Origin of the sequence: Micromonospora sp. A3M-1-15 (genome assembly GCF_024213425.1) — a bacterium.
Classification (GTDB): domain Bacteria; phylum Actinomycetota; class Actinomycetes; order Mycobacteriales; family Micromonosporaceae; genus Micromonospora; species Micromonospora chersina.
On record NZ_JANAVK010000002.1, the window covers coordinates 721,869 to 743,721 of the forward strand.

Below are 21,853 nucleotides of genomic sequence, written 5' to 3' on the forward strand. Positions count from 1 at the left end.
GCACCGGGTTCCCCGCGGCAGGAGGAGGACGAGGATGGGGAAGCGGCATCCTGCGCTCGCGCGGCTCGACGTGCTCGTCGGCCGGTGGAGCGTGCAGCCCGAGGTCGAGGGCCTCGGCGCCGGCTGGACGGAGTTCGCCTGGGTGGAGGACGGCCGGTTCCTCCGCCAGTTCAGCGACGCCGAGCCGGTGCCGGAGACGGCGCCGCGGGCCTGGCGGGAGAACAATCCCCTCCCCACCACCCAGCTCATCGGCCTGGACGACGCGGGGGAGGAGTTCACGGTGCTCTACGCCGACGCCCGCGGGGTGCACCGGGTCTACCGGATGACGTTCGGCGACGGCCACTGGCGGATGTGGCGGGCGGCGCCCGGCTTCCACCAGCGGTTCACCGGGACGCTGCGCAAGGACGGCGCCGCGATCGACGGCCGCTGGGAGCGGTCCGAAAACGGGACCGACTGGGCGCTCGACTTCCGGTTGGCCTACCGGCGCTGACCCGGTCCTCGCGGCCCGGGGTCACCGCGCCGCGCGGGCGAGCACGATCAGCTCTCCGTCGTCGCTCGCGCCGGCCGGCTCCCCGGCCCAGCCGCCGAGCACCCGGTCGACGGTGAAACCCGCCCCGGCCAGGGCGGCCCGCAGCTCCGCCTCCGTGCGGAAGCGCAGCGTGCCGGGGCTGCGCACCGCTGTGCCGCCGGGCAGCAGGTAGTGGTGCAGGAAGCCGACCAGGCCGTCGCGGACCTCGGTCAGCTCGGTCCAGCCGTCCACGGTCGTACCGTCGGGCAGGGCGATCCGGCGGCGGGAGTCGGCGGGGTTCCACCGCTCCCAGCGTCGCGCGGCCGGATCGCGTGAGTCGAAGGCCAGCCGGCCGCCGTCGACGAGGACCCGGCGCAGGTGCCGGAGGGTGTCCGCCCACGCGCCGTCCTCCCGGATCTCCTGCGCCACGTGGCTGGTCAGCACTGCCACGTCGTACGCCGCGTCGGGCAGCACGGCGGCGGTGCCGGAGATCCAGGTGACCCGGTCGCCGCCCGGCTTGGCCCGGGCCGCGGCGAGCGAGTCCGGTTCCGGGTCGACGCCGGTGACCCGGTGGCCGGCGGCGGCCAGGGCCACGGTGAGCCGGCCGGTGCCGCAGCCGAGGTCGAGGACGCGGCTCGGCGCCGCCCCGACGAAGCGGAGGAAGAAGTCGTCGTCGCGCCCCCACGCGTTCTCCGCGTCGTAGAGCGCCGCCGACAGGTCGACCGGCACGTCAGGAGATGTGGTGGAGGATGACGTTGTGCACGTGGTGGGCCTTCTGCGCGCCCCGGAACTCCACCTCGTAGGTGTGCGTGCCGACGTGGACGGCGATCGCACCGGTGGAGAAGAACGAGCCGCCCCACGACTTGTTGCTCACCACGCTCACGCTGGTGATCTTCGCGTACGGGATGCTGGTGATGGCGTACCGCTTCCCGACGAAGGAGCGGTCCTGGATGATCACCCGGCGGTCGGTCAGGCCGATGAACCCGGTGCCCGTGCCGATCGCGTCGTAGACCGCGATGATCTGCTCCCCGGGCAGGAGCCCGCTCTGGATCTGCTGGAACTGTTCCCTGCGGTCGTACGTCGGGTCGGCCATGTCCCCGACGGTAGGTGGGGTGCGCCAGTGAACGACGGCAGCCCCGTCCTCGTGGACGGGGCTGCCGGAGTCGTGGGTCAGTGGTCGACGCGCGGGTCGTGGTCGCGGCTGCGGCTGCCGGCCTTGGCCAGGCCGCGGCTGATCAGGTAACCGACGGTCAGCAGGGTGATGTACCACCAGGCCTTGTCGGCGGCGAAGTAGTCGCCCCCGTTGTTCGAGGCGCCGTCGCCGACGGCGTTCGAGGCGATCAGGACGCCGATGACGGAGAGCAGGTAGACGGCCAGCTCGGTGGTCTTCCAGGCCGGCTTGGTCTCCTCGCCGTGCCGGTGCGGGTGCCGGACGTCGCGGTCGACGTGGTCGGTGTGCACGTGGTCGGTTGCCCGGTTCGTGGCCGCGGTGGGCGTCGTCATGGTCAGCTCCTAAAAGGGGTTATCGCACATTCCGTCGTTTTCGGGAACCTTGCGGCTCCCTGTCACGGAAGTCCTACCCATTCGGATTTAGTTGCTAACCGGAAACTTTCAGGAACCTGTCAGGAAACCGCTCAGGGGGCGGTGACCGCGCGGACCGCGTCCTCGATGCGCGCGGCCAGCAGCACCTCACCTTCGGTGAGCGGCTCGCCGTCACCGTGGCCCACCTTGATGTGGGTGCGGTCGGCCCGGCGGCTGATCTCCGGGCGCAGCCGCAGCGCGTCGGCCACCACCGCGACCCGCTCGGTGAGCGCGGCGTGCTGGGTGTCGTCGAGCACGAGCGTGCGTCGGATCTGCTCGCCTTCGCGGGTCCAACCGGACAGCAGGGCGAGGGCGTCGCTGAGGTAGTCGTGCTTCGCCCGGCCGTTGAACAGCACGCGCATCACCGCACCTCCCAGGCGTCGTTGCCGGCTTGTGGCCAAATCGTCGCCATCCCGTGTCCCAGTCGACGCCCTCTAGTCTGTCGTCGCACAGATGGTGTGTCCACGCCCACACTTCCGTGTTCTGCTGACCTGACGGCCGACTCAGCTACCCAAACCGCCGATTGATCTGGCACGCTGGACGCCCGTGCGGACCGAACGGGTTAGCGGGAACGGGCAGGACCGACGGGAGCCCAGAGTGGTCGTCGGCGCCGCGATCATCATGGATGGCAGGGTCCTCGCCTGCGAGCGCTCCGCGCCGCCGGAGGTGGCCGGTCGCTGGGAGTTTCCCGGCGGCAAGGTGGAGCCGGGAGAGATCGAGACCGACGCGCTGGTCCGCGAGTGCGCCGAGGAACTCGGCGTCCGCGTGGAGGTCGGCGACCGGCTCGGCCGCGACGTGCGGATGGCCCACGGCCGTTCCGTCCTCCGGGTGTACCTGGCCCGCCTGCTCCACGGTGACGAACCCAAGGCCCTGGAGCACTCCGAGTTGCGCTGGCTCTCCGCCGCCGAACTCGACGCCGTCCCCTGGCTGCCGGCCGACGTGCCGATCGTCGCCGCGCTGCGCCCGCTGCTCGCCCGCGCCTGAGCGCCGGAAGCGGACGTGGGGGCGGAAACGGGACGGGGGCCGGCGGCATGTGCCGCGGCCCCCGTCATCGTTGTCGGCGTGCTGCTCAGTGCTTCGGCTCGTCCTGCTGCGGGTGGGCGAAGTTCAGGTGCTCCGGCGGCAGCGGGAAGGTCACGTCGTCGCCGAACGGCGACGGCGCGGCGGCCCGGTCGAAGGTCAGTTCGGTCAGCGGCAGCTTGCCGTTGACGTCGACCGCGGGGGCGGTCGGGTGCGGCACCTCGCGGTGCCAGTTGACGCCCTGCTGCGCCTGCCGCTCGGCCACCGCGTCGTGCGAGCCGCCGGCGTGCGAGTGCACCCCGCCGTGGACGGCGCTCGCGGTCACGGCACCGCTCGAATGCCCGCTGGTCACGCTGGTCTGAGGCACCTGACCCCTCCGGAAGATCTTGCTACCAAGCCACACAAGGGGATCGTACCTGCGGTCGACGACCCGCTCCTTCATGGGGATGATCCCGTTGTCAGTGATCTTGATGTGCTCCGGGCAGACCTCGGTGCAGCACTTGGTGATGTTGCAGAATCCGAGACCCATCTCGGACTGCGCGTACTCCTTGCGGTCGGTCTTCGCGTCGAGCGGGTGCATGTCCAGCTCGGCGGCCCGGATGAAGAACCGCGGACCGGAGAACGCCTGCTTGTTCTCCTCGTGGTCGCGGATCACGTGGCAGACGTTCTGGCAGAGGAAGCACTCGATGCACTTGCGGAACTCCTGCGAGCGCTCGACGTCCACCTGCTGCATCCGGTAGTCACCGGGGGCCACGTCGGCCGGCGGCGCGAACGCCGGGGTCTCCCGCGCCTTCTCGTAGTTGAACGAGACGTCGGTGACCAGGTCCCGGATGACCGGGAAGGTGCGCAGCGGCGTGACCGTGACGGTCTCGCCCTCCTCGAACGTCGACATCCGGGTCATGCAGCTCAGCCGGGGCTTGCCGTTGATCTCCATGGAGCAGGAGCCGCACTTGCCGGCCTTGCAGTTCCACCGGCACGCCAGATCCGGCGCATCGGTGGCCTGGAGCCGGTGGATCACGTCGAGGACGACCTCGCCCTCGTTCACCTCGACGGTGTAGTCGCGCAGGTCGCCGCCGTTCTCGTCGCCCCGCCAGATGCGGAAGGGTCGCTTGGTTCCCATCAGTTGCCCGCCTCCTGGGTGAGGGCGTCGAACTCGGCGAGTTCCTCGTCGGTCAGGTACTTGGCCAGCTCGGCCCGGTCGAACAGGGAGATCAGCTCCGCGCGCATCTTCGGCAGCGGCTTCTGGGTCAGCCGGACCGCGTCGCCGTCGAGCGAGCAGACCAGGTTGACCCGCCGCCACTTCGGGTCCATGCCCGGGTAGTCCTCCCGGGTGTGCCCGCCGCGCGACTCCTGCCGCTCCAGCGCGGCCTTCGCGGTGCACTCCGAGACCACCAGCATGTTGCGCAGGTCCAGGGCGAGGTGCCAGCCCGGGTTGTAGCGCCGGCCGCCGGCCGCGCTCACCTTTGCCACCCGCTCGCGCAGCTCGGCCAGCCGGGCCAGCGCGTCGACCAGCTCGCCCTCCCGCCGGATGATGCCGACGAGGTCGCCCATCACCGCCTGGAGGTCCTGCTGGAGGGCGTACGGGCTCTCGCCGGTGTCCCGCTGGAGCGGGGCCAGCGCCGTCTCCACCGCGGCCTCCACCGCCCGCACCGACACCGCCGGGCGCGAGGTGAGCTGGTCGGCGTACGAGGCGGCGTGGCCGCCCGCTCGCTTGCCGAAGACCAGCAGGTCGGACAGCGAGTTGCCGCCGAGCCGGTTGGAGCCGTGCATGCCGCCGGAGACCTCACCGGCCGCGAAGAGCCCGCGCACGGTGCCGTACGCCGCTCCGGAGTCCGGGTCCACCTCGACGCCACCCATCACGTAGTGGCAGGTCGGGCCGACCTCCATGGGCTCCTTGGTGATGTCGACGTCGGCCAGCTCCTTGAACTGGTGGTACATCGAGGGCAGCCGGCGGCGGATCTCCTCGGCCGGCAGCCGGGAGGCGATGTCCAGGTAGACGCCGCCGGCCGGCGTGCCCCGACCCTCCTTGACCTCACTGTTGATGGCGCGGGCGACCTCGTCGCGGGGCAGCAGCTCCGGCGGGCGCCGGTTGTTGTCCGGGTCCTTGTACCAGCGGTCCGCCTCGGCCTCGTTGTCCGCGTACTGCTTGCGGAACACGTCGGGGACGTAGTCGAACATGAACCGCTTGCCCTCGGAGTTCTTCAGCACCCCGCCGTCGCCGCGGACCGACTCGGTGACCAGGATGCCCTTCACCGAGGGCGGCCAGACCATGCCGGTCGGGTGGAACTGGAGGAACTCCATGTTGATGAGGGTCGCCCCGGAGCGCAGCGCGAGGGCGTGACCGTCCCCGGTGTACTCCCAGGAGTTCGAGGTGACCTTGTAGGAGCGGCCGACGCCGCCGGTCGCGAGGACCACGGCCGGGGCCTCGAAGAGGATGAACTCGCCGGACTCGCGGTAGTAGCCGAACGCGCCGGCGACGCGGTCGCCGTCGAGCAGCAGCTCGGTGATGGTGGTCTCGGAGAAGACCCGGATGCGGGCCTCGTAGTCGCCGAACTCCCGCTTGTCCTCCTGCTGGAGCGAGACGATCTTCTGCTGGAGGGTGCGGATCAGCTCCAGGCCGGTCCGGTCGCCGACGTGCGCCAGCCGCGGGTACTCGTGGCCGCCGAAGTTGCGCTGGGAGATCTTCCCGTCCTTGGTGCGGTCGAAGAGCGCCCCGTACGTCTCCAGCTCCCAGATCCGCTGCGGCGACTCCTTCGCGTGCAGCTCGGCCATCCGGAAGTTGTTGAGGAACTTGCCGCCGCGCATGGTGTCCCGGAAGTGCACCTGCCAGTTGTCCCGGGAGTTCACGTTGCCCATGGCGGCCGCGGCGCCACCCTCGGCCATCACGGTGTGGGCCTTGCCGAACAGCGACTTCGAGATGATCGCGGTCTTCTTGCCGGCGAGCCGGGCCTCGATCGCCGCGCGCAGGCCGGCGCCGCCGGCCCCGATCACGACGACGTCGTAGTGGTGTCGTTCGATTCGCGTCTCAGTCATGTCCAGGCTCTCAGTTGATGAACCGCAGGTCGTTGAACCAGCCGGCCGCCACCGCCATGACGTAGAAGTCGGTCAGGGCCAGGGTGCCGAGGGTGATCCAGGCGAGCTGCATGTGCCGGACGTTCAGCCAGGACACGCCGGTCCAGGCCCGGTAGCGCAGCGGGTGCTTGGAGAAGTGCTTGAGCCGCCCGCCGATGATGTGCCGGCAGGAGTGGCAGGAGATCGTGTACGCCCAGAGCATCACCACGTTGACCAGCAGGACGATGTTCCCCAGGCCGAAGCCGAAGCCCTTGGGCGAGTGGAACGCGTAGATGGCGTCGTAGGTGTTGATCAGCGAGATGATCGCGGCGGCGTAGAAGAAGTAGCGGTGCAGGTTCTGGCCGAGCAGCGGGAACCGGGTCTCCCCGCCGTACGCCTGGTGCCCGTCCGGCACGGCGCAGGCCGGCGGCGACAGCCAGAACGACCGGTAGTACGCCTTGCGGTAGTAGTAGCAGGTGAGCCGGAACAGCAGCAGGAACGGCAGGGTCAGCGCCGCGTCCGGGATGATCCACCAGCCCGGCAGGAAGCTGCCGAAGTGCGAGGAGCCCTCGACGCACCGCTCGGTGACGCAGGGGGAGTAGAACGGCGTCAGGTAGTGGTACTGGTCCACCCAGTACCACTTGTGCATGAAGACCCGGACCGTCGCGTAGATGACCCAGGCGCTGAGCCCGACGACGGTGATCAGTGGCGCGAACCACCAGCGGTCGGTTCGCAACGTCTTGGCCGCTATCGCGGCGCGTGCCCGCGCCCCTCGCGGCCTCGTTGCCGTTGATGTCATTCAGTCGTCTCCCTGACGGCGCCCTCGCGGGGCGGCGGATCAGCTTCCGTACCGGTCAGCGGACCGGCGAGACCGCGTCCACTGCCACGTCTTGCGCACGCGCAGGCCGCACCGGCGAACCGGCGCAACTAAGTGACACACGTTACGCCGATCTTCGCGGCCCGGCCGCGCAACGCAGTGTCCCGTGTGTCCGGGAGGTTGGAAAGACCCGAACCAAGATCAATATCTTGGGCCGTCAGCCGGAGGCGCCGCCGGTGAAGTTCCAGGACGCCAGCCGCAGCGCCGGAGCCTCCCACCAGGAGCCGTCCATCCGGTCCGGTTGGCGGACCGGCGCCCGCCCGAGGCCGAGCACCCGGCCCGGACCCAACGCCCGTGGGTATGACGCGGTGAACCGGAAATCCCGCACCGCCCGGGTGGGCACCCCGTCCTCCACCAGCCAGACGCCGTTGCGGGTCAGCCCCGTGACGACCAGTTGCTTCGGATCGAGCACCCGGGTGTACCAGAAATCGCTTACCAGCAGGCCCCGTGCCATCCCGGCGACCAGCGCGGCGGTGTCCGGGTCGGCCACCGCGCCGGTCACCCCGGCGCTGAGCTGCCCGGCAACCACCTCCGTCGGGGCGCCGGTCGGCAGCAGGCGGAGGTTGTGCGGGAGCGGGCCGAAGGTCGACGCGCCGACCATCCCGTGCCCGGTGGACCCGGTGCCCGCCTCGGCGCCGCTGCGCCGGTCGTGCGCCACCGCCCGGGTGGTGCCCGCCTCGACCAGCGGCAGCGCCCGCCGGGGCGTGCCCTCCAGGTCGTACGGCAGGCCGGAGGCGTGCAGCGGGTCGTCCAGCAGGGTCACCGCCGGGTCGAACTGGGCGGTGCCCGGCTGGGCGAAGGACTGCCGCTCGGCGTACCGCTTGCCGTTGAAGCCGTACCAGGCGAGGTTCTGCAGGAGGTCGGCCACGGCGGCGGGTTCGAGCACCACCTCGTAGCGGCCCGGCGGCAGTTCGACCGGGTCGGCGGCAGCCCGCGCCTTCGCCGCCGCCCGCGCGCCCAGGGCCCCGCCGTCGAGGTCGGCGAGACGGTCGGCGCACTGCCGGGCCACCCCGTCGGCGCCGCCCGTCCGGGCGATGCCGTCCATGGCGGCCTCGGCCGCCCGCCCCACCGCGGAGTGCCCGGCCGAGTTGGCGAACGCCCCCGACCGGTGCGCCGTCCGGCAGTAGCCGGCCGCCTCCAGCCCGTCGACCGCGTCCACGAAGGCGCGTACCCGGGCGGCGCGCTCGTCGGGCGAGGCGGCCGCGGTGGCCTCGTCGACGCCCGCGCCGGACGGGACCGGCGCGGGCGGGGTGAGCCCCGGCCAGGCCGGGTCGGGCGGGCAGAGCCGCGCCGCGGCCAGGGTCCGCTCCACCAGCGCGGCCAGCCCGTCGGGGTCGACCAGGCTGCCGCTGCCCGCGGCCGTCCGGCCGTCGGCGTGCAGCCGGAGCCGGACCGTGGTGCCCGACTCGGCGACGTTCTGGTGGATGAAGGAGTTGGCGAAGCGGGTCAGCGCCAGGTCGGCCCGGGTCACCACCACCTCGGCCTCGGCGCCCGGCCCGGCCAGCCGCTGGACCAGCTCCACCACCCGGCCGGCAAGGTCCACCTCGGTCATGCCCGCACCCCCACCCGGACGTTGCGGAATCGGGCCGGTGCGGCCGGATGGCCGGTGTGCCCGGTCTGGCCGGGCTGCCCCTTGCCGCAGTTCGGCGTGCCCCACGGCACGATCTCCGACGAGAGCATGTCCATCGAGCGCCAGAACACCGGCCCGATCCCGGTGTAGGTGGGGTTGCGCAGCAGCCGCCCCCGCCGGCCCTTCTTCACCTCCCAGCCGACCTCGCAGCCGAACTGGAAGTTGAGCCGCTTGTCGTCGATGGACCAGGACCGGTTGATGTCCATCAGCACCCCGTCGTCGGTGGCGGCGATGATCTCGTCGAGCGTGTGCGGGCCCGGTTCCAGACCCACGTTGGTCATCCGCACCATGGGCAGCCGGGCCCAGCCGTCCGCCCGTACGCTGCCGCCGTAGTCGAGGCCCGCGACGGCGGCCGAGTCACGGCCGGCGAGCACCCCTACCCAGCGCCCCTCGCGGACCGCGTCCCGCCGGGCCGCCGGGGAGCCCTCGTCGTCGAAGCCGAAGCTGCCCAGCGCGCCGGGGATCGTCGGGTCGATGGTGACGTTCATCAGCTCCGAGCCGTACTGCAGCGTGCCGAGCCGGCTCAGGTCCAGCCAGGACGTGCCGGCGAAGGCGGCCTCCCAGCCGAGGATCCGGTCCAGCTCGATGGCGTGCCCGACCGACTCGTGGATCTGGAGGGCGAGCTGCTCGCCGCCGAGGATCAGGTCGGTCTCGCCGGACGGGCACTCCGGGGCGGTGAGCAGCTCCCGGGACTCCTCGGCGATCCGGGCGGCGTGCGCGGCCAGGTCGAGCGAGGTGACCAGCTCCCAGCCGGTGGTGCCGTACTGCCCGCGGTAGCTCGGATAGGAGCGGCGCTGGGTCTCGCCGTCGCCGATCGAGGTGGCCGAGATGCCGCCGCCGCACTCCCGGATGCGCTGGTCGATGCGGTGCCCCTCGCTGGAGACGAACCACTTGGTGGTGTCCCAGATCTGGTAGAGCCCCTCCGCCAGGTCGGCGCCGTGCTCCCGCATCGTGGCGGTGGCGCGTACCAGCAGGTCGCCCTTGTCGGTGAGCGGCACGCCGAGCGGGTCGACGTCGCAGGCCGAGGCCCAGCTCGCCACCGTCGCCTCGACCGCGACCAGGTCGATCGGCGGGCCGGGGACCCGCGCGCTCGCGGTGGCGATCGCCGCGGCGCGCCGGCCGGCGTCGCGCGCCGCGGCGTCCGACAGCTCGGGTACGGCGTGGAAGCCCCAGCTCGACCCGACCAGGGCGCGGACGCCCAGCCCGATGCTCTCGTCCTGGGTCAGCTCCTCGATGTCCCCGTTGCGGGCCGACATCGACTCGTAGCGGCGGTGCATCACCCGCGCGTCCGCGTAGCGGGCTCCCGCGTCGAGGGCGGCCTGGACGGCGGCGGTCGCCGCGTCGAATCCCGTCATGCGCCCGACCCTAGGCGACCGGGCGGACATCCGTCAGGGGACGAGATCCTCCGGCCGGATCGTCGCCCGGACGGGCTCGGCCAGCTCCAGCACCGCGCCGGGCTTGGTCACCGACTCCTCGCGGTAGTGCCGGCCGTGCCGCCGGTAGAGGTGCAGCGTGCCGGTCTCCTGCTCGACCAGCAGGTACCACTCGATGTCGGCCGCGGCGTAGTAGTGCATCTTGAGCACCTTGTCGGTGGCCGCGTTGCTCGGGGAGATGACCTCGCAGACCAGCCGGACGTCGTCGGCCTCGATCACCGGCCGGTCGAAGTCGATCGCCTCGGTGACGACCAGGTCCGGGACGGGGATCCGCCCCGGCTTGAGGCGGACATTCACCCCCTCCAGCAACTCCAGGCCGACCTCGCGTGCCGCCACTTCGAGGATGTTGCCGAGGTTGCGCTGGATGCGCTGGTGTCGCGGGGTGGGCGCCGGCGTCACGTGGAGACTCCCGTCGAAGAGTTCGACGCGCTGTTGCGTCTCGCCCCGGGCGAGGTACTCCTCCTCGGTCCACGGGCCGTCGTGGTCGAACACCGCCGCGGTCATGGTCACCTCCACCTCGTGCCGGCGGAAATCCTCCGGTGGTCGCGCGGTCCATCGTCGCACTTGACGTGCGATGAGCGAGTCATCACGGCGAGTCATGACGCGCGGACGCGCAGGTGAGGGCTGTTCAGGTCGGAAACCTAGTCGTTACGCTCAGGCCGCTGACAGGCCGCCGCTTGTAGCTTATTTTCGCCTCCAGGAGTTTCCTGTAGGTTCTCTTCACCACTGAGGGAGGCGGTCATGGGCAGGTCGGAGTCGGTGCCGTCCGGGGAGCCGGACCGTCCCGAGGTGCCGGAGCAGCGCTCCGGCGAGGGGCCGTACCTCCAGGTCCGGGACCTGAAGGTGCGGTTCGACACCGAGGACGGCGTGGTCAGGGCCGTCGACGGGGTGTCGTTCGCCGTGGAGCGGGGTCGCACGCTGGGCATCGTGGGGGAGTCGGGGTCGGGGAAGAGCGTCACGTCGCTGGCGATCCTGGGTCTGCACAACGCGAAGCGGGCGGCCATCACCGGGGAGATCTCGGTGGGTGGGCGTCAGCTGGTGGGGCTGCCGGAGGAGGAGGTGCGGCGGCTGCGGGGCCGGGACATGGCAATGATCTTCCAGGACCCGCTGTCGGCGCTGCACCCCTACTACACGGTGGGCAAGCAGATCGCGGAGGCGTACCGGGTGCATCATCCGCGGGCCGGGAAGCGCGAGGCCCGCACCCGCGCGGTGGACATGCTGGGCCGGGTCGGCATCCCGCAGCCGGCGAAGCGGTTCGATCAGTATCCGCACGAGTTCTCCGGGGGTATGCGGCAGCGGGCGATGATCGCGATGGCGCTGGTGAACGATCCGGATCTGTTGATCGCCGATGAGCCGACCACGGCGTTGGACGTGACGGTGCAGGCGCAGATCCTGGATCTGCTCAGTGATCTGCAGGAGGAGTTCCGGTCGGCGATCATCCTGATCACCCACGACCTGGGTGTGGTGTCGCAGATGGCCGACGACGTGCTGGTGATGTACGGGGGTCGGGCGGTCGAGCACGGGAGTGTGGAGCAGGTGTTGCGGCGGCCGCAGCATCCGTACACGTGGGGATTGTTGTCGAGTGTGCCGTCGTTGCACGGTGACGCGGACGCGGATCTGGTGCCGATCAAGGGCAATCCGCCGTCGTTGATTAATCTGCCGTCGGGGTGCGCGTTTCATCCCCGCTGCCGGTACGCCGGCCGCAACGGCGACCGCTCCCGCACCGAGGTGCCCGACCTGCTTCCGGCCACCGAGCGCGGGCACCTGGTCGCCTGCCACCTGCCGGCCGAGGAGCGCACCCGGCTCTACCAGCAGGACATCGCCCAGGTGGGAGTGGCCCGATGAGCACCGAGACCGAGCCGCTGCTGCGCGTGCGGGGGCTGACCAAGCACTTCCCGGTGCGCGAGGGCTTCCGCGGCAAGGGCGCCGTCCGGGCGGTCGACGGCCTGGACTTCGAGGTCCGCCCCGGCGAGACGCTGGGCCTGGTGGGGGAGTCCGGCTGTGGGAAGACCACGACGGGTCGGATGCTGGTGCGGCTGCTGGAGCCGACCGCCGGCACCATCGAGTTCGCCGGGCGGGACATCACCCACGCCCGCCGGGGTGCGTTGCGGCCGTTGCGGCAGGACCTGCAGATCATCTTCCAGGACCCCTACGCCTCGCTGAACCCCCGGCACACCGTCGGCCGGATCGTGGCCATGCCGTTGCAGGTCAACGGCATCAACCCGCCCGGCGGGATCAAGAAACGCGTGCAGGAACTGCTGGAGCTGGTCGGGTTGAACCCGGAGCACTACAACCGCTACCCGCACGAGTTCTCCGGCGGGCAGCGCCAGCGCATCGGCATCGCCCGCGCCCTGGCGCTGCGGCCGAAGCTGATCGTCGCCGACGAACCCGTGAGCGCCCTCGACGTCTCCATCCAGGCCCAGGTCATCAACCTGCTGCGCGACCTGCAACGCGACCTCGACCTGGCCTTCGTCTTCATCGCCCACGACCTGGCCGTGGTGCGGCACTTCTGCCACCGCGTCGCCGTCATGTACCTCGGCACAATCGTCGAGATCGGCGACCGCGACGACATCTACCAACGGCCCCAGCACCCCTACACCCGGGCCCTGCTCTCGGCCATCCCCGACGTCACGGCCCTCGGGCCGGCCGGGCGGATCCGCCTCGCCGGGGACGTGCCCACCCCGCTCAACCCGCCGTCGGGCTGCCGCTTCCGCACCCGCTGCTGGAAAGCCCAGGAACGCTGCGCCACCGAAGAACCCGCCCTGGTCAGCCGGGACGGCGGCAACCAGGCCACCGCCTGCCACTACCCGGAGAGCGGGCCGATCGGCGTCGTCACCGGCGAACGCGTGGAGGTGCCGTGAGCGCGAGGAGTGAGCCGGTGTTGCGAGCCCCGCAGTCGCGAACCGAGGAGTTGCCGCAATGAGCCTGTCCCCCGTCGAGGGCGCGGCGCGGGCCGAGATGGAGCCGGCCGCCGACCCCGTGAAGCCCGACGAGCAGGGCATCGTCGGCCGGTCGCCCGGCCAGCTCGCCTGGGCCCGGCTCCGCCGGGACCGCACGGCCATGGTCAGCGGCGTCGTGCTGGTCCTCTTCGTCGTGCTGGCGCTCGCCGCGCCGCTGATCTCCAAGCTCTACGGCGTCGGCCCGAACGAGCAGTTCCAGCAGCTCCTGGACGGCAACGGCATGCCGTTGGGCTACGTCGGCGGGATCACCGGCGACCACTGGTTCGGGCTGGAGCCGCGCCTCGGCCGGGACATCTTCATCCGCATGATCTACGGCATGCGGACGTCGCTGTTCATCGCGTTCGCGGCCGCACTGGTGACCACCGCGATCGGGGTGGCGGCCGGCATCCTCGCCGGCTTCCTCGGCGGGATCGTCGACACGGTGATCAGCTGGATCACCGACGTGGCGCTGGCCCTGCCCTTCCTCATCTTCGCCCTCGCCGTGGTGCCCACCGTGGGGCTGCGCTTCTACGGCCCGCGGGAGGAGGTGCCGCCGGCGTTCCAGGTGGCCGTGCTCATCGGCATCTTCGCCGCGTTCGGCTGGACGAGCACCGCCCGGCTGGTCCGGGGCCAGGTGATCTCGCTGCGTGAACGGGAGTTCGTGGAGGCGGCGAGGGCCAGCGGCGCCGGACTGGGACACATGCTGTTCCGGCAGCTCCTGCCCAACCTTTGGGCGCCGATCCTGGTGGCGTTCTCGCTCGCCGTGCCGTCGTACATCACCGGTGAGGCGGCGCTGTCCTTCCTCGGCATCGGCATCCTCGAACCCACCGCCGACTTCGGCCGGATGATCTTCCAGAGCATCCCGTACCTGCAGACCGACCCGGCGTACGTGTTCTTCCCCGGCGTCACGATCTTCATCCTCGTGCTCGCCTTCAACCTGCTCGGCGATGCGCTGCGTGACGCGCTCGACCCGAAGTCGTCCCGGTAGGGGTGGAGCCTCATGACCCGATTCCTGGTACGCCGGCTGCTCACCGCGGTCCTCACCCTCTTCGCGGTGAGCGTGCTCAGCTTCCTGATGTTCTTCGGCCTGCCCCGCGATCCGGTCAGCGGCATGTGCCCGAAGAACTGCAACGCCGAACGGTTGGAGCGGGTCCGCGAGGAACTGGGCCTGCGTGACCCGCTGCCCGAGCAGTACGCCAACTACATGAAGGGCATCGTCACCGGGCGGGACCTGGGCAGCTCCCAGGGCGGCCGGTGCGACGCCCCCTGCCTCGGCTACTCCTACGTCAACAGCGAGGCGGTCACCGACACCCTGACCCGGGTGCTCCCCGTGACCCTGAGCATCGTCATCCCGGCGGCGGTGCTCTGGCTGGTGCTCGGCGTCGGGCTCGGCATGGTCTCGGCGCTGCGACGGGGCACCCTGCTGGACCGGCTGGCCATCGGCTTCTCGCTGGCCGGCGCCTCCATGCAGCTCTACTTCGTCGGCGCGGTGCTGCTCCTCATCTTCACGTACAACCTGCGGATCACCCCGACGCCGGGCTACACCTCCATCTTCGACAACCCGGTGAAGTGGGCCAGCGGGCTCGTCCTGGCCTGGCTCTGTCTGGCCTTCCTCTTCTCCGCGATCTACGCCCGGCTGTCCCGGGCCCAGATGCTGGAGACGCTCTCCGAGGACTTCGTCCGCACCGCGCGGGCCAAGGGCGTGCCGAAACGGAAGGTGTACGGCCGGCACGCGCTGCGCGCGGCGATCACCCCGATCGTCACCATCGCCGGCCTGGACGTGGGCAGCGCGCTCGACGGCACGGTGATCACCGAGACCACCTTCGGCATCCAGGGGCTCGGCCGCACCGCCGTGGACGCGGTCCGCTCCGGTGACCTACCGACCATCATGGCCACCGTGCTGATCTCGGCGGTCTTCATCGTGGTCGCCAACATCGTGGTCGACCTGCTCTATGCGGCCATCGACCCCCGGGTCCGGTTGCGATAGCGCAACGGCACCCGGCAGGGCGTGGAGAAATCCACCGCTCTCTGTTACACAAACCGTAGTTTTCCTACGTCGTCTGACGAGGCTCCGTGATAGGGAGGAGGCGCAGATGCGCCTGAAGAGGGCAGCCGCCACGGGCGGCGCGCTCGCACTGCTCGTGGTGATGGGGGCGTGCAGCGAGAACAAGGGCACCGACGGCGGCTCCGGTGAGAACCGGGTGCAGAGCGGCTCGATCGCCACCGACCCCAAGGATTCGATGGGGCCGGCCGCCGAGGTGCCCGGCGCCGCCAAGGGCGGGACCTTCCGGGTGATCCGGGAGACCAAGATCTCGCACCTCGACCCGCAGCGGGTCTACTCGTTCGCCGGTCTGATGAACGCCCCGCTCTACAGCCGCTTCCTGACCACGTTCAAGGACGACGGCTCGGGCAAAGTGACCCTGGTCGGCGACCTGGCCGAGACCCCGGGCACCGACGTCAACAAGGACTGCAAGGTCTGGGAATTCAAGATCAAGGACGGGGTGAAGTTCGAGGACGGCAGCCCGATCACCTCCAAGGAGATCGCGTACGGCATCGCCCGCTCCTTCGACCCGGACCTGACCGGCGGCCCGACCTACCTGCAGGAGTGGCTCGCCAACGACCCGCAGTACGACACCAAGTGGAACTTCAAGGCGAACAAGACCTCGCTGCCGCCGGGTCTGACCGCGCCGGACGCGAAGACGCTCAAGTTCGAGTTCGCCAAGCCGCACTGTGACCTGCCGTTCGCGGCGTCGCTGCCGTACACCGCGCCGCTGAAGGCGGACAAGGACACCGGCGTCAACCTGGACAACCAGCCGTTCTCCTCCGGGCCCTACAAGATCACCAAGAACACCGCCGGTGTCGAGCTGGTCATGGAGCGGAACGAGAACTGGGACCCGAAGACCGACCCGGTGCGGCACGCGTACCCGGACAAGATCGTCTGGAACTACGGCCCGGACGCCGAGGCGGGCGCCAACCGGGTGATCTCCGACAACGGCGACGACCAGGCGGCGCTGGCCTGGAACGGCGTGCCGTCGGCGCTGGTCGCCCGGGTCACCGGCGACGCGACGCTGAAGGACCGCTCGGTGCGCGGCCAGACCCCGAGCCTGTGGCGGCTGACCATCAACACCCAGCGGGTCACCGACCTGTCGGTGCGCCAGGCGCTCAACTACGCGATCGACCGGGACGGCTTCATCAAGGCGTACGGCGGTGAGGCGTCCGCCAAGGCCGTCACCACGCTGATGCCGCCGTCGACCATCGGCTGGGAGAACTACGACGCCTACCCGGCTGGCCCGAGCGGCAACGTGGAGAAGGCCAAGGAGCTGCTCGCCGGCAAGACCCCGGAGCTGGTGCTCGGCATCAGCGACGACTCGCCGGAGCTGGCCACCCAGCTCAAGGCCAACCTGGAGAAGGCCGGCTTCAAGATCACGGTGAAGACCATCCCGACCGACGCCAAGCTCGACGAGACCAGCAAGAAGAACAACCCGTACGACCTCTGGACCGACCAGTGGGCCGCCGACTGGCCCAGCGGTGCGGCGATCCTGCCGGTGCTCTTCGACGGTCGCACCATCAAGGCCGAGAGCAACAGCAACACCTCGTACGTGAACAGCGACGAGATCAACAAGGAGTTCGACCGGATCCTCGCCATGCCCGCCGGTGAGCAGGGCAAGGAGTGGGCCAAGCTCGACAAGCGCATCATGACCGAGCTGGCCCCGGCCGTGCCGCTCTTCGTCGAGCAGGGCTACTACCTGCACGGCTCCAAGGTGGGCGGGATCTACCTGTCCAGCATCTTCGGCTACCCCGCCTTCACGAACGTCTACGTGAAGCAGTAGTGGCCTGACGTGCGGGGCCCCGGCCGATCCGGCCGGGGCCCTCGCGCGTCACAGGTGTCGGCGGAGGAAGTCCAGCTCCAGCCGGAGCAGCCGCTCGCCCACCCCGCCGGCGGCCAGGTGGGTGGCCCCGGTGAGCGGCAGCACGGCGTGCGGCCGGCCGGCCGCCAGCAGCGCCCCCGAGAGCCGCAGCGTGTGCGCGGCCAGCACGTTGTCGTCCACCAGGCCGTGCACCAGCAGCATGGGCCGGGCCTGCGCCGGGTCGCCGACCGGCTCGGCGGCCAGTTCGACCAGGGAGTGGTGGGCGTACACGTCCATCCCGTCGTCCGGCATCCCCAGGTAGCGCTCGGTGTACGCGGTGTCGTACAGCGTCCAGTCGGTGACCGGCGCGCCGACGACCGCGCACCGGAACAGCTCCGGGTGGCGCAGCACCGCCAACCCGGCCAGCCAGCCGCCGAACGACCAGCCGCGCACCGCCACCCGCTCCAGGTCCAGGTCCGGGTGCTTGCCGGCGAGCGCGGTCAGCGCGTCCACCTGGTCGGTCAGGATCACGTCGGCCACCCGCCGGTGGATCGCCTTCTCGAACGAAGGGGCGATGCCGGGGGTGCCCCGGTTGTCGATGGTCACCACGGCGAAGCCCTGCTCGGCCCACCACTGCCGTTCCAGCCAGGCCCCCCGCGCCGCGATCACCTCCTGGTGGCCCGGGCCGCCGTAGATGTCCAGCAGCACCGGCAGCTTCGTGCCCTTCACGTGCTCACCGGGGTAGAGCACGGCGCTCGGCAGCCGCCGGTCGGTCACCCGGACCAGCGTGGGCCGCGGCGCGTACGGCGGGGTCGCCGCGCGCGAGCCCAGCTCGCCCACCTCGCGGTCGCCGTGCCAGACCCGCCACCGGGTGCCCGGGTGCTCCAGCGAGGCCACGCCCACCACCAGCGTGCTGCCGCCGATCGCCGCGGTGTGCCAGCCGGGGTCGCTGCCCATCCGGCGGGCGTCCACCCCGCCCCCGATCGCCGTCCGCACCCGGTAGAGGTGACGCTGGCTCGGCTCGCCCTCGCTCGCCTCGACCAGCAGGTCCGCCGCCGAGTTGGGGCCGGCCGGCAGCCGCCCCACCACCCGCCGCACGTAGAGCGAGGGCGGGGTGAGCAGGGTGCCGTCGGCGAACAGGCAGCGGGCGTCGTAACCGTCGTGGGCCAGCTCGCCGCCGACCAGCACCCGGCCGTCGGGCAGGTGCGCCGGCGTGCCGGGGATGGGCTCCACCCAGCGCGGGTCGGCCAGCTCCGCGTGCACCTGCGTCTCCCCGGTGCGCGGGTCGACGGCCAGCACCAGCCCGTGCTGCTGCGACCGCCTCAGCACCGTGATCAGCGGGCCGCCGTCGGCCCAGTCCACCGAGGTCAGGTACGGGTAGGTCTCCCGGTCCCAGTGCACGTCGACCCAGCCGCCGTCGAGGTCGAGCAGGTGCAGGCTGACCTCCGCGTTCGGCCCGCCCGCCCGGGGGTACGCGACGGACGTCGGCGGGCTCGCCGGGTCGGACGGGTCGTGCAGGTACCAGCGGTCCAGCCGGGACTCGTCCACCCGCGCGGCCAGCACCGAGCGCCCGTCCGGGGACCACCAGTAGCCGCGGAACCGGCCGAACTCCTCGGCCGCGATGTGCTCCGCCAGCCCCCAGGTCACCCCGCTGTCCTCGCCGGCGAGCAGGTTGTCCGTGCCGTCCGGTTCGACCACGCGCAGCTGGCCCCGCCGTACCCCCTCGGCGGCGTCGGTCACGTAGGCCAGCCGTTCGCCGGTCGGGTCGGGACGCGGGTCGATCACCGGACCGACGGCGGCCACCTCGACCACGTCGCCGTGCACCAGGTCGGCCCGGAACAGGCGGCCGGCGAGCGCGAACGCGGCCACCCGGCCGGCGCCGTCCAGGGCGTACGAGCCGATGCCGGCGGCGCTGAGCCGCAGCCGCTCGCGCAGCGCCCGCTCGCCCGGCGCCAGCTCGACCGGTTCGCCGTCCGTCCCGAGCAGCACCGCCGGGTCGGCGACGAGGTGCTCCTCGCCGGAGGCGACGTCGAGCAGCCAGAGCGCGTCGGCCGGGTCCTCCGGTCCCGACGAGCGCAGGAAGATGACCCGGGAACCGTCGTCGGCGACGGAGACGGAGCGCGGCGCCCCGTGGCTGAACCGACGGGTGCGGGCGGCCAGCTCGGGAAAGTCCACGCCTGTAGAGAGTAGGCGCGCGCCGGGCGTGATGTGGCCGACCTGGGCGGACGCGTAAGCATCGGGCGGGCAGGACCGCCGGTTAGAGTGACGGGCGTGACGACGCTGCCCGACCGACGCCTGCTGCTGGTCCACGCGCACCCCGACGACGAGTCCATCGGCACCGGCGCGACGATGGCGCACTACGCCGCGACCGGCGCGCACGTCACCCTGGTCACCTGCACGCTGGGCGAGGAGGGCGAGATCCACGTGCCGGCGCTGGCCCAGCTCGCCGCGGCCGAGGCCGACCAGCTCGGCGGCTACCGGATCGGCGAGCTGGCGGCCGCTGTCGCGGCGCTCGGCGTCACCGACCACCGCTTCCTCGGCGGCGCGGGCCGCTACCGCGACTCGGGGATGATGGGGCTCGCCACCAACGAGCACCCCCGGGCGTTCTGGCAGGCCGACCTCGACGAGGCCGCCGGCCACCTGCTGGAGATCATCCGCGAGGTCCGCCCGCAGGTGATGATCACGTACGACCCGAACGGCTTCTACGGGCACCCCGACCACATCCAGGCGCACCGGGTGGCCATGCGCGGCGTGGAACTCGCCGCCGCCGAGGGCGTCGCCCCGGCGAAGGTCTACTGGACCGCGATGCCGCGCGGCGTGCTGGAGGCCGGCCTGGACGCGTTCACCGAGTCGTCGGACAACCCCTTCGCCGGCATCGAGAGCGTGGACGAACTGCCCTTCGGCACCCTGGACGAGGGGATCGCCGCGCGCATCGACGGCACCGACCAGCACGTCGCCAAGGAGGCGGCGATGCGGGCGCACGCCACCCAGATCCCGGCCAACTCCTGGCTCTACTCGATCGCCGGCAACTTCGGCGCCGAGTTCATGGGGGTGGAGTACTTCACCCTCGCGGTCGGCGAGAAGGGCCCGGGCAGCGGCCCGTACGGCTGGGAGGACGACCTCTTCGCCGGGTTGGCGCTGGACGCGCCGGACCGGTCCCCGGTCACGGCGGCCGGCCTCCGGTGACGCTGCCCGCCGTACCCATGTCGGTCGCCCCCGAACAGGAGCCCGCCGCGCCGCCCGAGCCGTCGGGCCGCGCGGTCGACCTCGTGCTGCGCGTCGCCGGCGGGGTGGTGGCGGTCTGGGCCGGCGTCCTCGCCGCGGTGCTCGACCTGCTCTTCGCCACCTGGGCCTGGGAGGTGGTCAAGGGCCGGTCCGGCGGTGCCGGCAAGGCCCTGGTCGGCATCCCGCTGGCGGTGGGCGGGATCGCCGCGGTGGTGGTGCTGACGGTGCTGCTGAGCTGGTTCGCCCACGTCGCGGTCGGCACCCGCTGGGCGGCGGCGCTGGCGGCCCTGCCCTGGTTCGTGGTGATCGTCGCGGGCGGCTTCCGCACCGTCGAGGGCGATCTCGCGCTCAGCGGCGACAACGTGCTCGGCCTCGGGCTGATCGTGGCGGGCGCGATCACCTTCGCGGTGATGGGTTTCCGGCAGATCGTGGTGCCGCCGGCCGTCCGCTGAGGGTGCAGACGCCGCACAGGTTGCGGTGGTAGATATCTCTGCCAGGAGCCCACCGTGGGGGCGGGCGGTACGGCGGGAGGCGTGCGATGTTCCAGCGGTGGCGTGCGGTCGGTGTGCTGGCGGCCGCGCTGTTCGTGGTCAACGTGGTGGCGCGGGTGGTCATCAAGCTCGCCTACCCGGACGACGACACGGCCGCCGGCCGGGTGTCGCTGGCGATGTTCCTGGTGGTCGGGCTGATCCTGGCCGGGACGGCGTTCCGTTGGGGCGCGGAGCGGCCGGCCGGCCACTGGACCGGCGACCTGGCCGTCGCGGTGGTCGCGGCGCTGGCGCTGACCGTCTTCGTCGGTCCGCTGCTGGTCGGCGAGAACCCGTTCGACGGGGGCGCCGGGCTCTTCTTCGCCCAGATCTGGCTCTACCTCGCGGCCACCGTGGCCGGTGTGCTGGTCGGCTACCTGACCCTCACCGCGCTGGGCCGCGACTACCGCTCCCGCCAGCTCAAGCGCTACGCCGAGCTGAAGAAGGCCAAGCCCCGCAAGGTCGTCCGCCGCTGAGGCGGAGCCGGCCCGGGCGACGGATCCCGCCCGGCGCCGGCCCTGGGGCGCGGCGTCCGGGCGGGACCGGCCCGCTGCGGTGTGCGGCTGTCGTGCGCCGGCTACGGCCGGGGCTTCCGCGTGCCGGGAAGGGGCGGCGAGTCGACCGACTCGACGGCCTGGCCCGCGCCAGTCGTGATCATGGTGCCCTCGGGCGTGACCACCTCGTCCACCCGGTCCACCTCCGGCGGCACCATCGAGGCCACCACCCGGTCCGCCGCCGCCACTGTCGACGCCGCCCCGGGGCCTGCGTCGCCGGTGACCCGGACCGGCTGCCGGTCGCCTTCGTCCGCGACGGCGTCGTGGGCGCCCGACCGGTGCCGCGGGACGCGGGCGCCGGAGCCGCCGTCCTTCCCGTCCCGCTGCGCGCGGTCGGCCGGGGACGCCGGCAGCGCCGGCAACGGGGTCGCCTCCGTGCCGGCGCCCTCCAGCTCCGCGGCGCGGCGCTCGACCTCCTCGACCTCCGGGGCCTGCGGCGCGACGTCCGCGAGTTCCGCCGCTCGCCGTTCCACCTCGGCGAGTTCCGTCGCGTCCGGTGCCGCGTCCGCCGGCGTGGCCGGACGGCGCGTGGTCGAGCCGGAGCCGCCCCGGGAGCCGGAGCGGCCACCTGAACGGGTGGTCCTGCGGCCCTCGCGGAGGGCCTGGACGAGTGCGTCGACCAGGTCGGGCTTGCGCATGTCGGCGGTGCCGGTGACGCCG

General features: G+C 71.9%; 22 protein-coding genes. 10 read left to right on the forward strand and 12 right to left on the reverse strand.

The window, feature by feature from the left end:
- Positions 1–34 precede the first annotated feature (34 nt).
- The gene (locus NLX85_RS13155; protein ID WP_254334869.1) at positions 35–490 is read left to right on the forward strand and encodes a hypothetical protein; all 456 of its coding nucleotides are present in this window, start codon (positions 35–37) and stop codon (positions 488–490) included.
- 21 nt (positions 491–511) lie between these two features.
- Here NLX85_RS13155 and NLX85_RS13160 read toward each other — a convergent pair whose 3' ends face one another.
- The 4 genes from NLX85_RS13160 to NLX85_RS13175 all read right to left on the reverse strand — a co-directional run bounded on the left by NLX85_RS13160 (position 512) and on the right by NLX85_RS13175 (position 2,451).
- Positions 512–1,237, reverse strand: a complete 726-nt coding sequence (locus NLX85_RS13160) for a class I SAM-dependent methyltransferase (RefSeq protein ID WP_254334871.1) — start codon at positions 1,235–1,237, stop codon at positions 512–514.
- 1 nt (position 1,238) lies between these two features.
- The gene (locus tag NLX85_RS13165) at positions 1,239–1,601 is read right to left on the reverse strand and encodes a PH domain-containing protein (protein WP_091318309.1); all 363 of its coding nucleotides are present in this window, start codon (positions 1,599–1,601) and stop codon (positions 1,239–1,241) included.
- Between the two features lie 77 nt (positions 1,602–1,678).
- Positions 1,679–2,011 carry a hypothetical protein gene (locus NLX85_RS13170; protein ID WP_254334874.1) on the reverse strand — a complete coding sequence of 111 codons (333 nt, stop codon included), beginning with the start codon at positions 2,009–2,011 and terminating at the stop codon, positions 1,679–1,681.
- A gap of 131 nt (positions 2,012–2,142) precedes the next feature.
- On the reverse strand, positions 2,143–2,451 hold the full coding sequence (locus NLX85_RS13175; protein ID WP_212832392.1) for a 4a-hydroxytetrahydrobiopterin dehydratase: 309 nt from the start codon (positions 2,449–2,451) through the stop codon (positions 2,143–2,145).
- Between the two features lie 184 nt (positions 2,452–2,635).
- Here NLX85_RS13175 and NLX85_RS13180 point away from each other — a divergent pair, with 184 nt between their 5' ends.
- Entirely contained in the window at positions 2,636–3,073 is a 438-nt protein-coding gene (locus tag NLX85_RS13180; RefSeq protein ID WP_308210719.1) for a (deoxy)nucleoside triphosphate pyrophosphohydrolase, read from the forward strand.
- Between the two features lie 85 nt (positions 3,074–3,158).
- Here NLX85_RS13180 and NLX85_RS13185 read toward each other — a convergent pair whose 3' ends face one another.
- The 6 genes from NLX85_RS13185 to NLX85_RS13210 all read right to left on the reverse strand — a co-directional run bounded on the left by NLX85_RS13185 (position 3,159) and on the right by NLX85_RS13210 (position 10,604).
- Positions 3,159–4,229 carry a succinate dehydrogenase/fumarate reductase iron-sulfur subunit gene (locus NLX85_RS13185; protein ID WP_254334876.1) on the reverse strand — a complete coding sequence of 357 codons (1,071 nt, stop codon included), beginning with the start codon at positions 4,227–4,229 and terminating at the stop codon, positions 3,159–3,161.
- Positions 4,229–6,142, reverse strand: coding sequence for a fumarate reductase/succinate dehydrogenase flavoprotein subunit (locus NLX85_RS13190; protein WP_254334885.1), 1,914 nt, complete (start codon positions 6,140–6,142; stop codon positions 4,229–4,231). Before NLX85_RS13190 ends, NLX85_RS13185 begins: the two co-directional genes overlap by 1 nt.
- A 10-nt stretch (positions 6,143–6,152) precedes the next feature.
- Entirely contained in the window at positions 6,153–6,959 is an 807-nt protein-coding gene (locus tag NLX85_RS13195; protein ID WP_091318321.1) for a hypothetical protein, read from the reverse strand.
- Positions 6,960–7,194: 235 nt separating this feature from the next.
- A complete protein-coding gene (locus NLX85_RS13200) occupies positions 7,195–8,589 on the reverse strand; it encodes a TldD/PmbA family protein (RefSeq protein WP_254334887.1) in 1,395 nt (464 codons plus the stop codon).
- Complete coding sequence (locus tag NLX85_RS13205; protein ID WP_254334889.1) at positions 8,586–10,022, reverse strand: TldD/PmbA family protein; 1,437 nt, start codon at positions 10,020–10,022, stop codon at positions 8,586–8,588. The genes NLX85_RS13200 and NLX85_RS13205 overlap by 4 nt, the downstream gene beginning before the upstream one ends.
- Positions 10,023–10,055: 33 nt before the next feature.
- Positions 10,056–10,604: a Uma2 family endonuclease gene (locus tag NLX85_RS13210; protein ID WP_254334891.1), complete on the reverse strand. Its 549-nt coding sequence runs from the start codon at positions 10,602–10,604 to the stop codon at positions 10,056–10,058.
- Between the two features lie 237 nt (positions 10,605–10,841).
- Here NLX85_RS13210 and NLX85_RS13215 point away from each other — a divergent pair, with 237 nt between their 5' ends.
- The 5 genes from NLX85_RS13215 (at position 10,842) to NLX85_RS13235 (ending at position 16,869) form a co-directional block, all read left to right on the forward strand.
- Entirely contained in the window at positions 10,842–11,945 is a 1,104-nt protein-coding gene (locus NLX85_RS13215; RefSeq protein WP_254334893.1) for an ABC transporter ATP-binding protein, read from the forward strand.
- Positions 11,942–12,961, forward strand: a complete 1,020-nt coding sequence (locus tag NLX85_RS13220; RefSeq protein WP_254334895.1) for an ABC transporter ATP-binding protein — start codon at positions 11,942–11,944, stop codon at positions 12,959–12,961. Before NLX85_RS13215 ends, NLX85_RS13220 begins: the two co-directional genes overlap by 4 nt.
- 58 nt (positions 12,962–13,019) lie before the next feature.
- Complete coding sequence (locus NLX85_RS13225) at positions 13,020–14,027, forward strand: ABC transporter permease (protein ID WP_254334897.1); 1,008 nt, start codon at positions 13,020–13,022, stop codon at positions 14,025–14,027.
- 12 nt (positions 14,028–14,039) lie between these two features.
- Complete coding sequence (locus tag NLX85_RS13230) at positions 14,040–15,026, forward strand: ABC transporter permease (protein WP_254334899.1); 987 nt, start codon at positions 14,040–14,042, stop codon at positions 15,024–15,026.
- Positions 15,027–15,132: 106 nt separating this feature from the next.
- A complete protein-coding gene (locus NLX85_RS13235; protein ID WP_254334900.1) occupies positions 15,133–16,869 on the forward strand; it encodes an ABC transporter substrate-binding protein in 1,737 nt (578 codons plus the stop codon).
- Between the two features lie 48 nt (positions 16,870–16,917).
- On the opposite strand, the gene NLX85_RS13240 is transcribed toward NLX85_RS13235, so the two are convergent.
- Positions 16,918–19,062 carry a prolyl oligopeptidase family serine peptidase gene (locus NLX85_RS13240; RefSeq protein ID WP_254334902.1) on the reverse strand — a complete coding sequence of 715 codons (2,145 nt, stop codon included), beginning with the start codon at positions 19,060–19,062 and terminating at the stop codon, positions 16,918–16,920.
- Between the two features lie 87 nt (positions 19,063–19,149).
- Between NLX85_RS13240 and mshB the strand changes: the two genes are divergently transcribed.
- The 3 genes from mshB to NLX85_RS13255 all read left to right on the forward strand — a co-directional run bounded on the left by mshB (position 19,150) and on the right by NLX85_RS13255 (position 21,115).
- Positions 19,150–20,073 carry an N-acetyl-1-D-myo-inositol-2-amino-2-deoxy-alpha-D-glucopyranoside deacetylase gene (gene mshB / locus NLX85_RS13245; RefSeq protein ID WP_254334904.1) on the forward strand — a complete coding sequence of 308 codons (924 nt, stop codon included), beginning with the start codon at positions 19,150–19,152 and terminating at the stop codon, positions 20,071–20,073.
- A 17-nt stretch (positions 20,074–20,090) separates the two neighbouring features.
- The gene (locus NLX85_RS13250; RefSeq protein WP_254334906.1) at positions 20,091–20,564 is read left to right on the forward strand and encodes a hypothetical protein; all 474 of its coding nucleotides are present in this window, start codon (positions 20,091–20,093) and stop codon (positions 20,562–20,564) included.
- Positions 20,565–20,650: 86 nt separating this feature from the next.
- Positions 20,651–21,115: a hypothetical protein gene (locus NLX85_RS13255; protein WP_254334908.1), complete on the forward strand. Its 465-nt coding sequence runs from the start codon at positions 20,651–20,653 to the stop codon at positions 21,113–21,115.
- Positions 21,116–21,216: 101 nt separating this feature from the next.
- On the opposite strand, the gene NLX85_RS13260 is transcribed toward NLX85_RS13255, so the two are convergent.
- Positions 21,217–21,853: hypothetical protein (locus NLX85_RS13260; RefSeq protein WP_254334910.1), on the reverse strand; the 637-nt coding region annotated here is incomplete at its 5' end.

Bases quoted from the DNA above. Each gene is read 5' to 3' on its own strand.
- NLX85_RS13155 (WP_254334869.1), top strand. From the start codon at position 35: ATGGGGAAGCGGCATCCTGCGCTCGCGCGGCTCGACGTGCTCGTCGGC.
- NLX85_RS13165 (WP_091318309.1), bottom strand. From the start codon at position 1,601: ATGGCCGACCCGACGTACGACCGCAGGGAACAGTTCCAGCAGATCCAG.
- NLX85_RS13170 (WP_254334874.1), bottom strand. From the start codon at position 2,011: ATGACGACGCCCACCGCGGCCACGAACCGGGCAACCGACCACGTGCAC.
- NLX85_RS13175 (WP_212832392.1), bottom strand. From the start codon at position 2,451: ATGCGCGTGCTGTTCAACGGCCGGGCGAAGCACGACTACCTCAGCGAC.
- NLX85_RS13185 (WP_254334876.1), bottom strand. From the start codon at position 4,229: ATGGGAACCAAGCGACCCTTCCGCATCTGGCGGGGCGACGAGAACGGC.
- NLX85_RS13190 (WP_254334885.1), bottom strand. From the start codon at position 6,142: ATGACTGAGACGCGAATCGAACGACACCACTACGACGTCGTCGTGATC.
- NLX85_RS13195 (WP_091318321.1), bottom strand. From the start codon at position 6,959: ATGACATCAACGGCAACGAGGCCGCGAGGGGCGCGGGCACGCGCCGCG.
- NLX85_RS13200 (WP_254334887.1), bottom strand. From the start codon at position 8,589: ATGACCGAGGTGGACCTTGCCGGCCGGGTGGTGGAGCTGGTCCAGCGG.
- NLX85_RS13205 (WP_254334889.1), bottom strand. From the start codon at position 10,022: ATGACGGGATTCGACGCGGCGACCGCCGCCGTCCAGGCCGCCCTCGAC.
- NLX85_RS13210 (WP_254334891.1), bottom strand. From the start codon at position 10,604: ATGACCGCGGCGGTGTTCGACCACGACGGCCCGTGGACCGAGGAGGAG.
- NLX85_RS13215 (WP_254334893.1), top strand. From the start codon at position 10,842: ATGGGCAGGTCGGAGTCGGTGCCGTCCGGGGAGCCGGACCGTCCCGAG.
- NLX85_RS13220 (WP_254334895.1), top strand. From the start codon at position 11,942: ATGAGCACCGAGACCGAGCCGCTGCTGCGCGTGCGGGGGCTGACCAAG.
- NLX85_RS13225 (WP_254334897.1), top strand. From the start codon at position 13,020: ATGAGCCTGTCCCCCGTCGAGGGCGCGGCGCGGGCCGAGATGGAGCCG.
- NLX85_RS13230 (WP_254334899.1), top strand. From the start codon at position 14,040: ATGACCCGATTCCTGGTACGCCGGCTGCTCACCGCGGTCCTCACCCTC.
- NLX85_RS13235 (WP_254334900.1), top strand. From the start codon at position 15,133: ATGCGCCTGAAGAGGGCAGCCGCCACGGGCGGCGCGCTCGCACTGCTC.
- NLX85_RS13250 (WP_254334906.1), top strand. From the start codon at position 20,091: ATGTCGGTCGCCCCCGAACAGGAGCCCGCCGCGCCGCCCGAGCCGTCG.
- NLX85_RS13255 (WP_254334908.1), top strand. From the start codon at position 20,651: ATGTTCCAGCGGTGGCGTGCGGTCGGTGTGCTGGCGGCCGCGCTGTTC.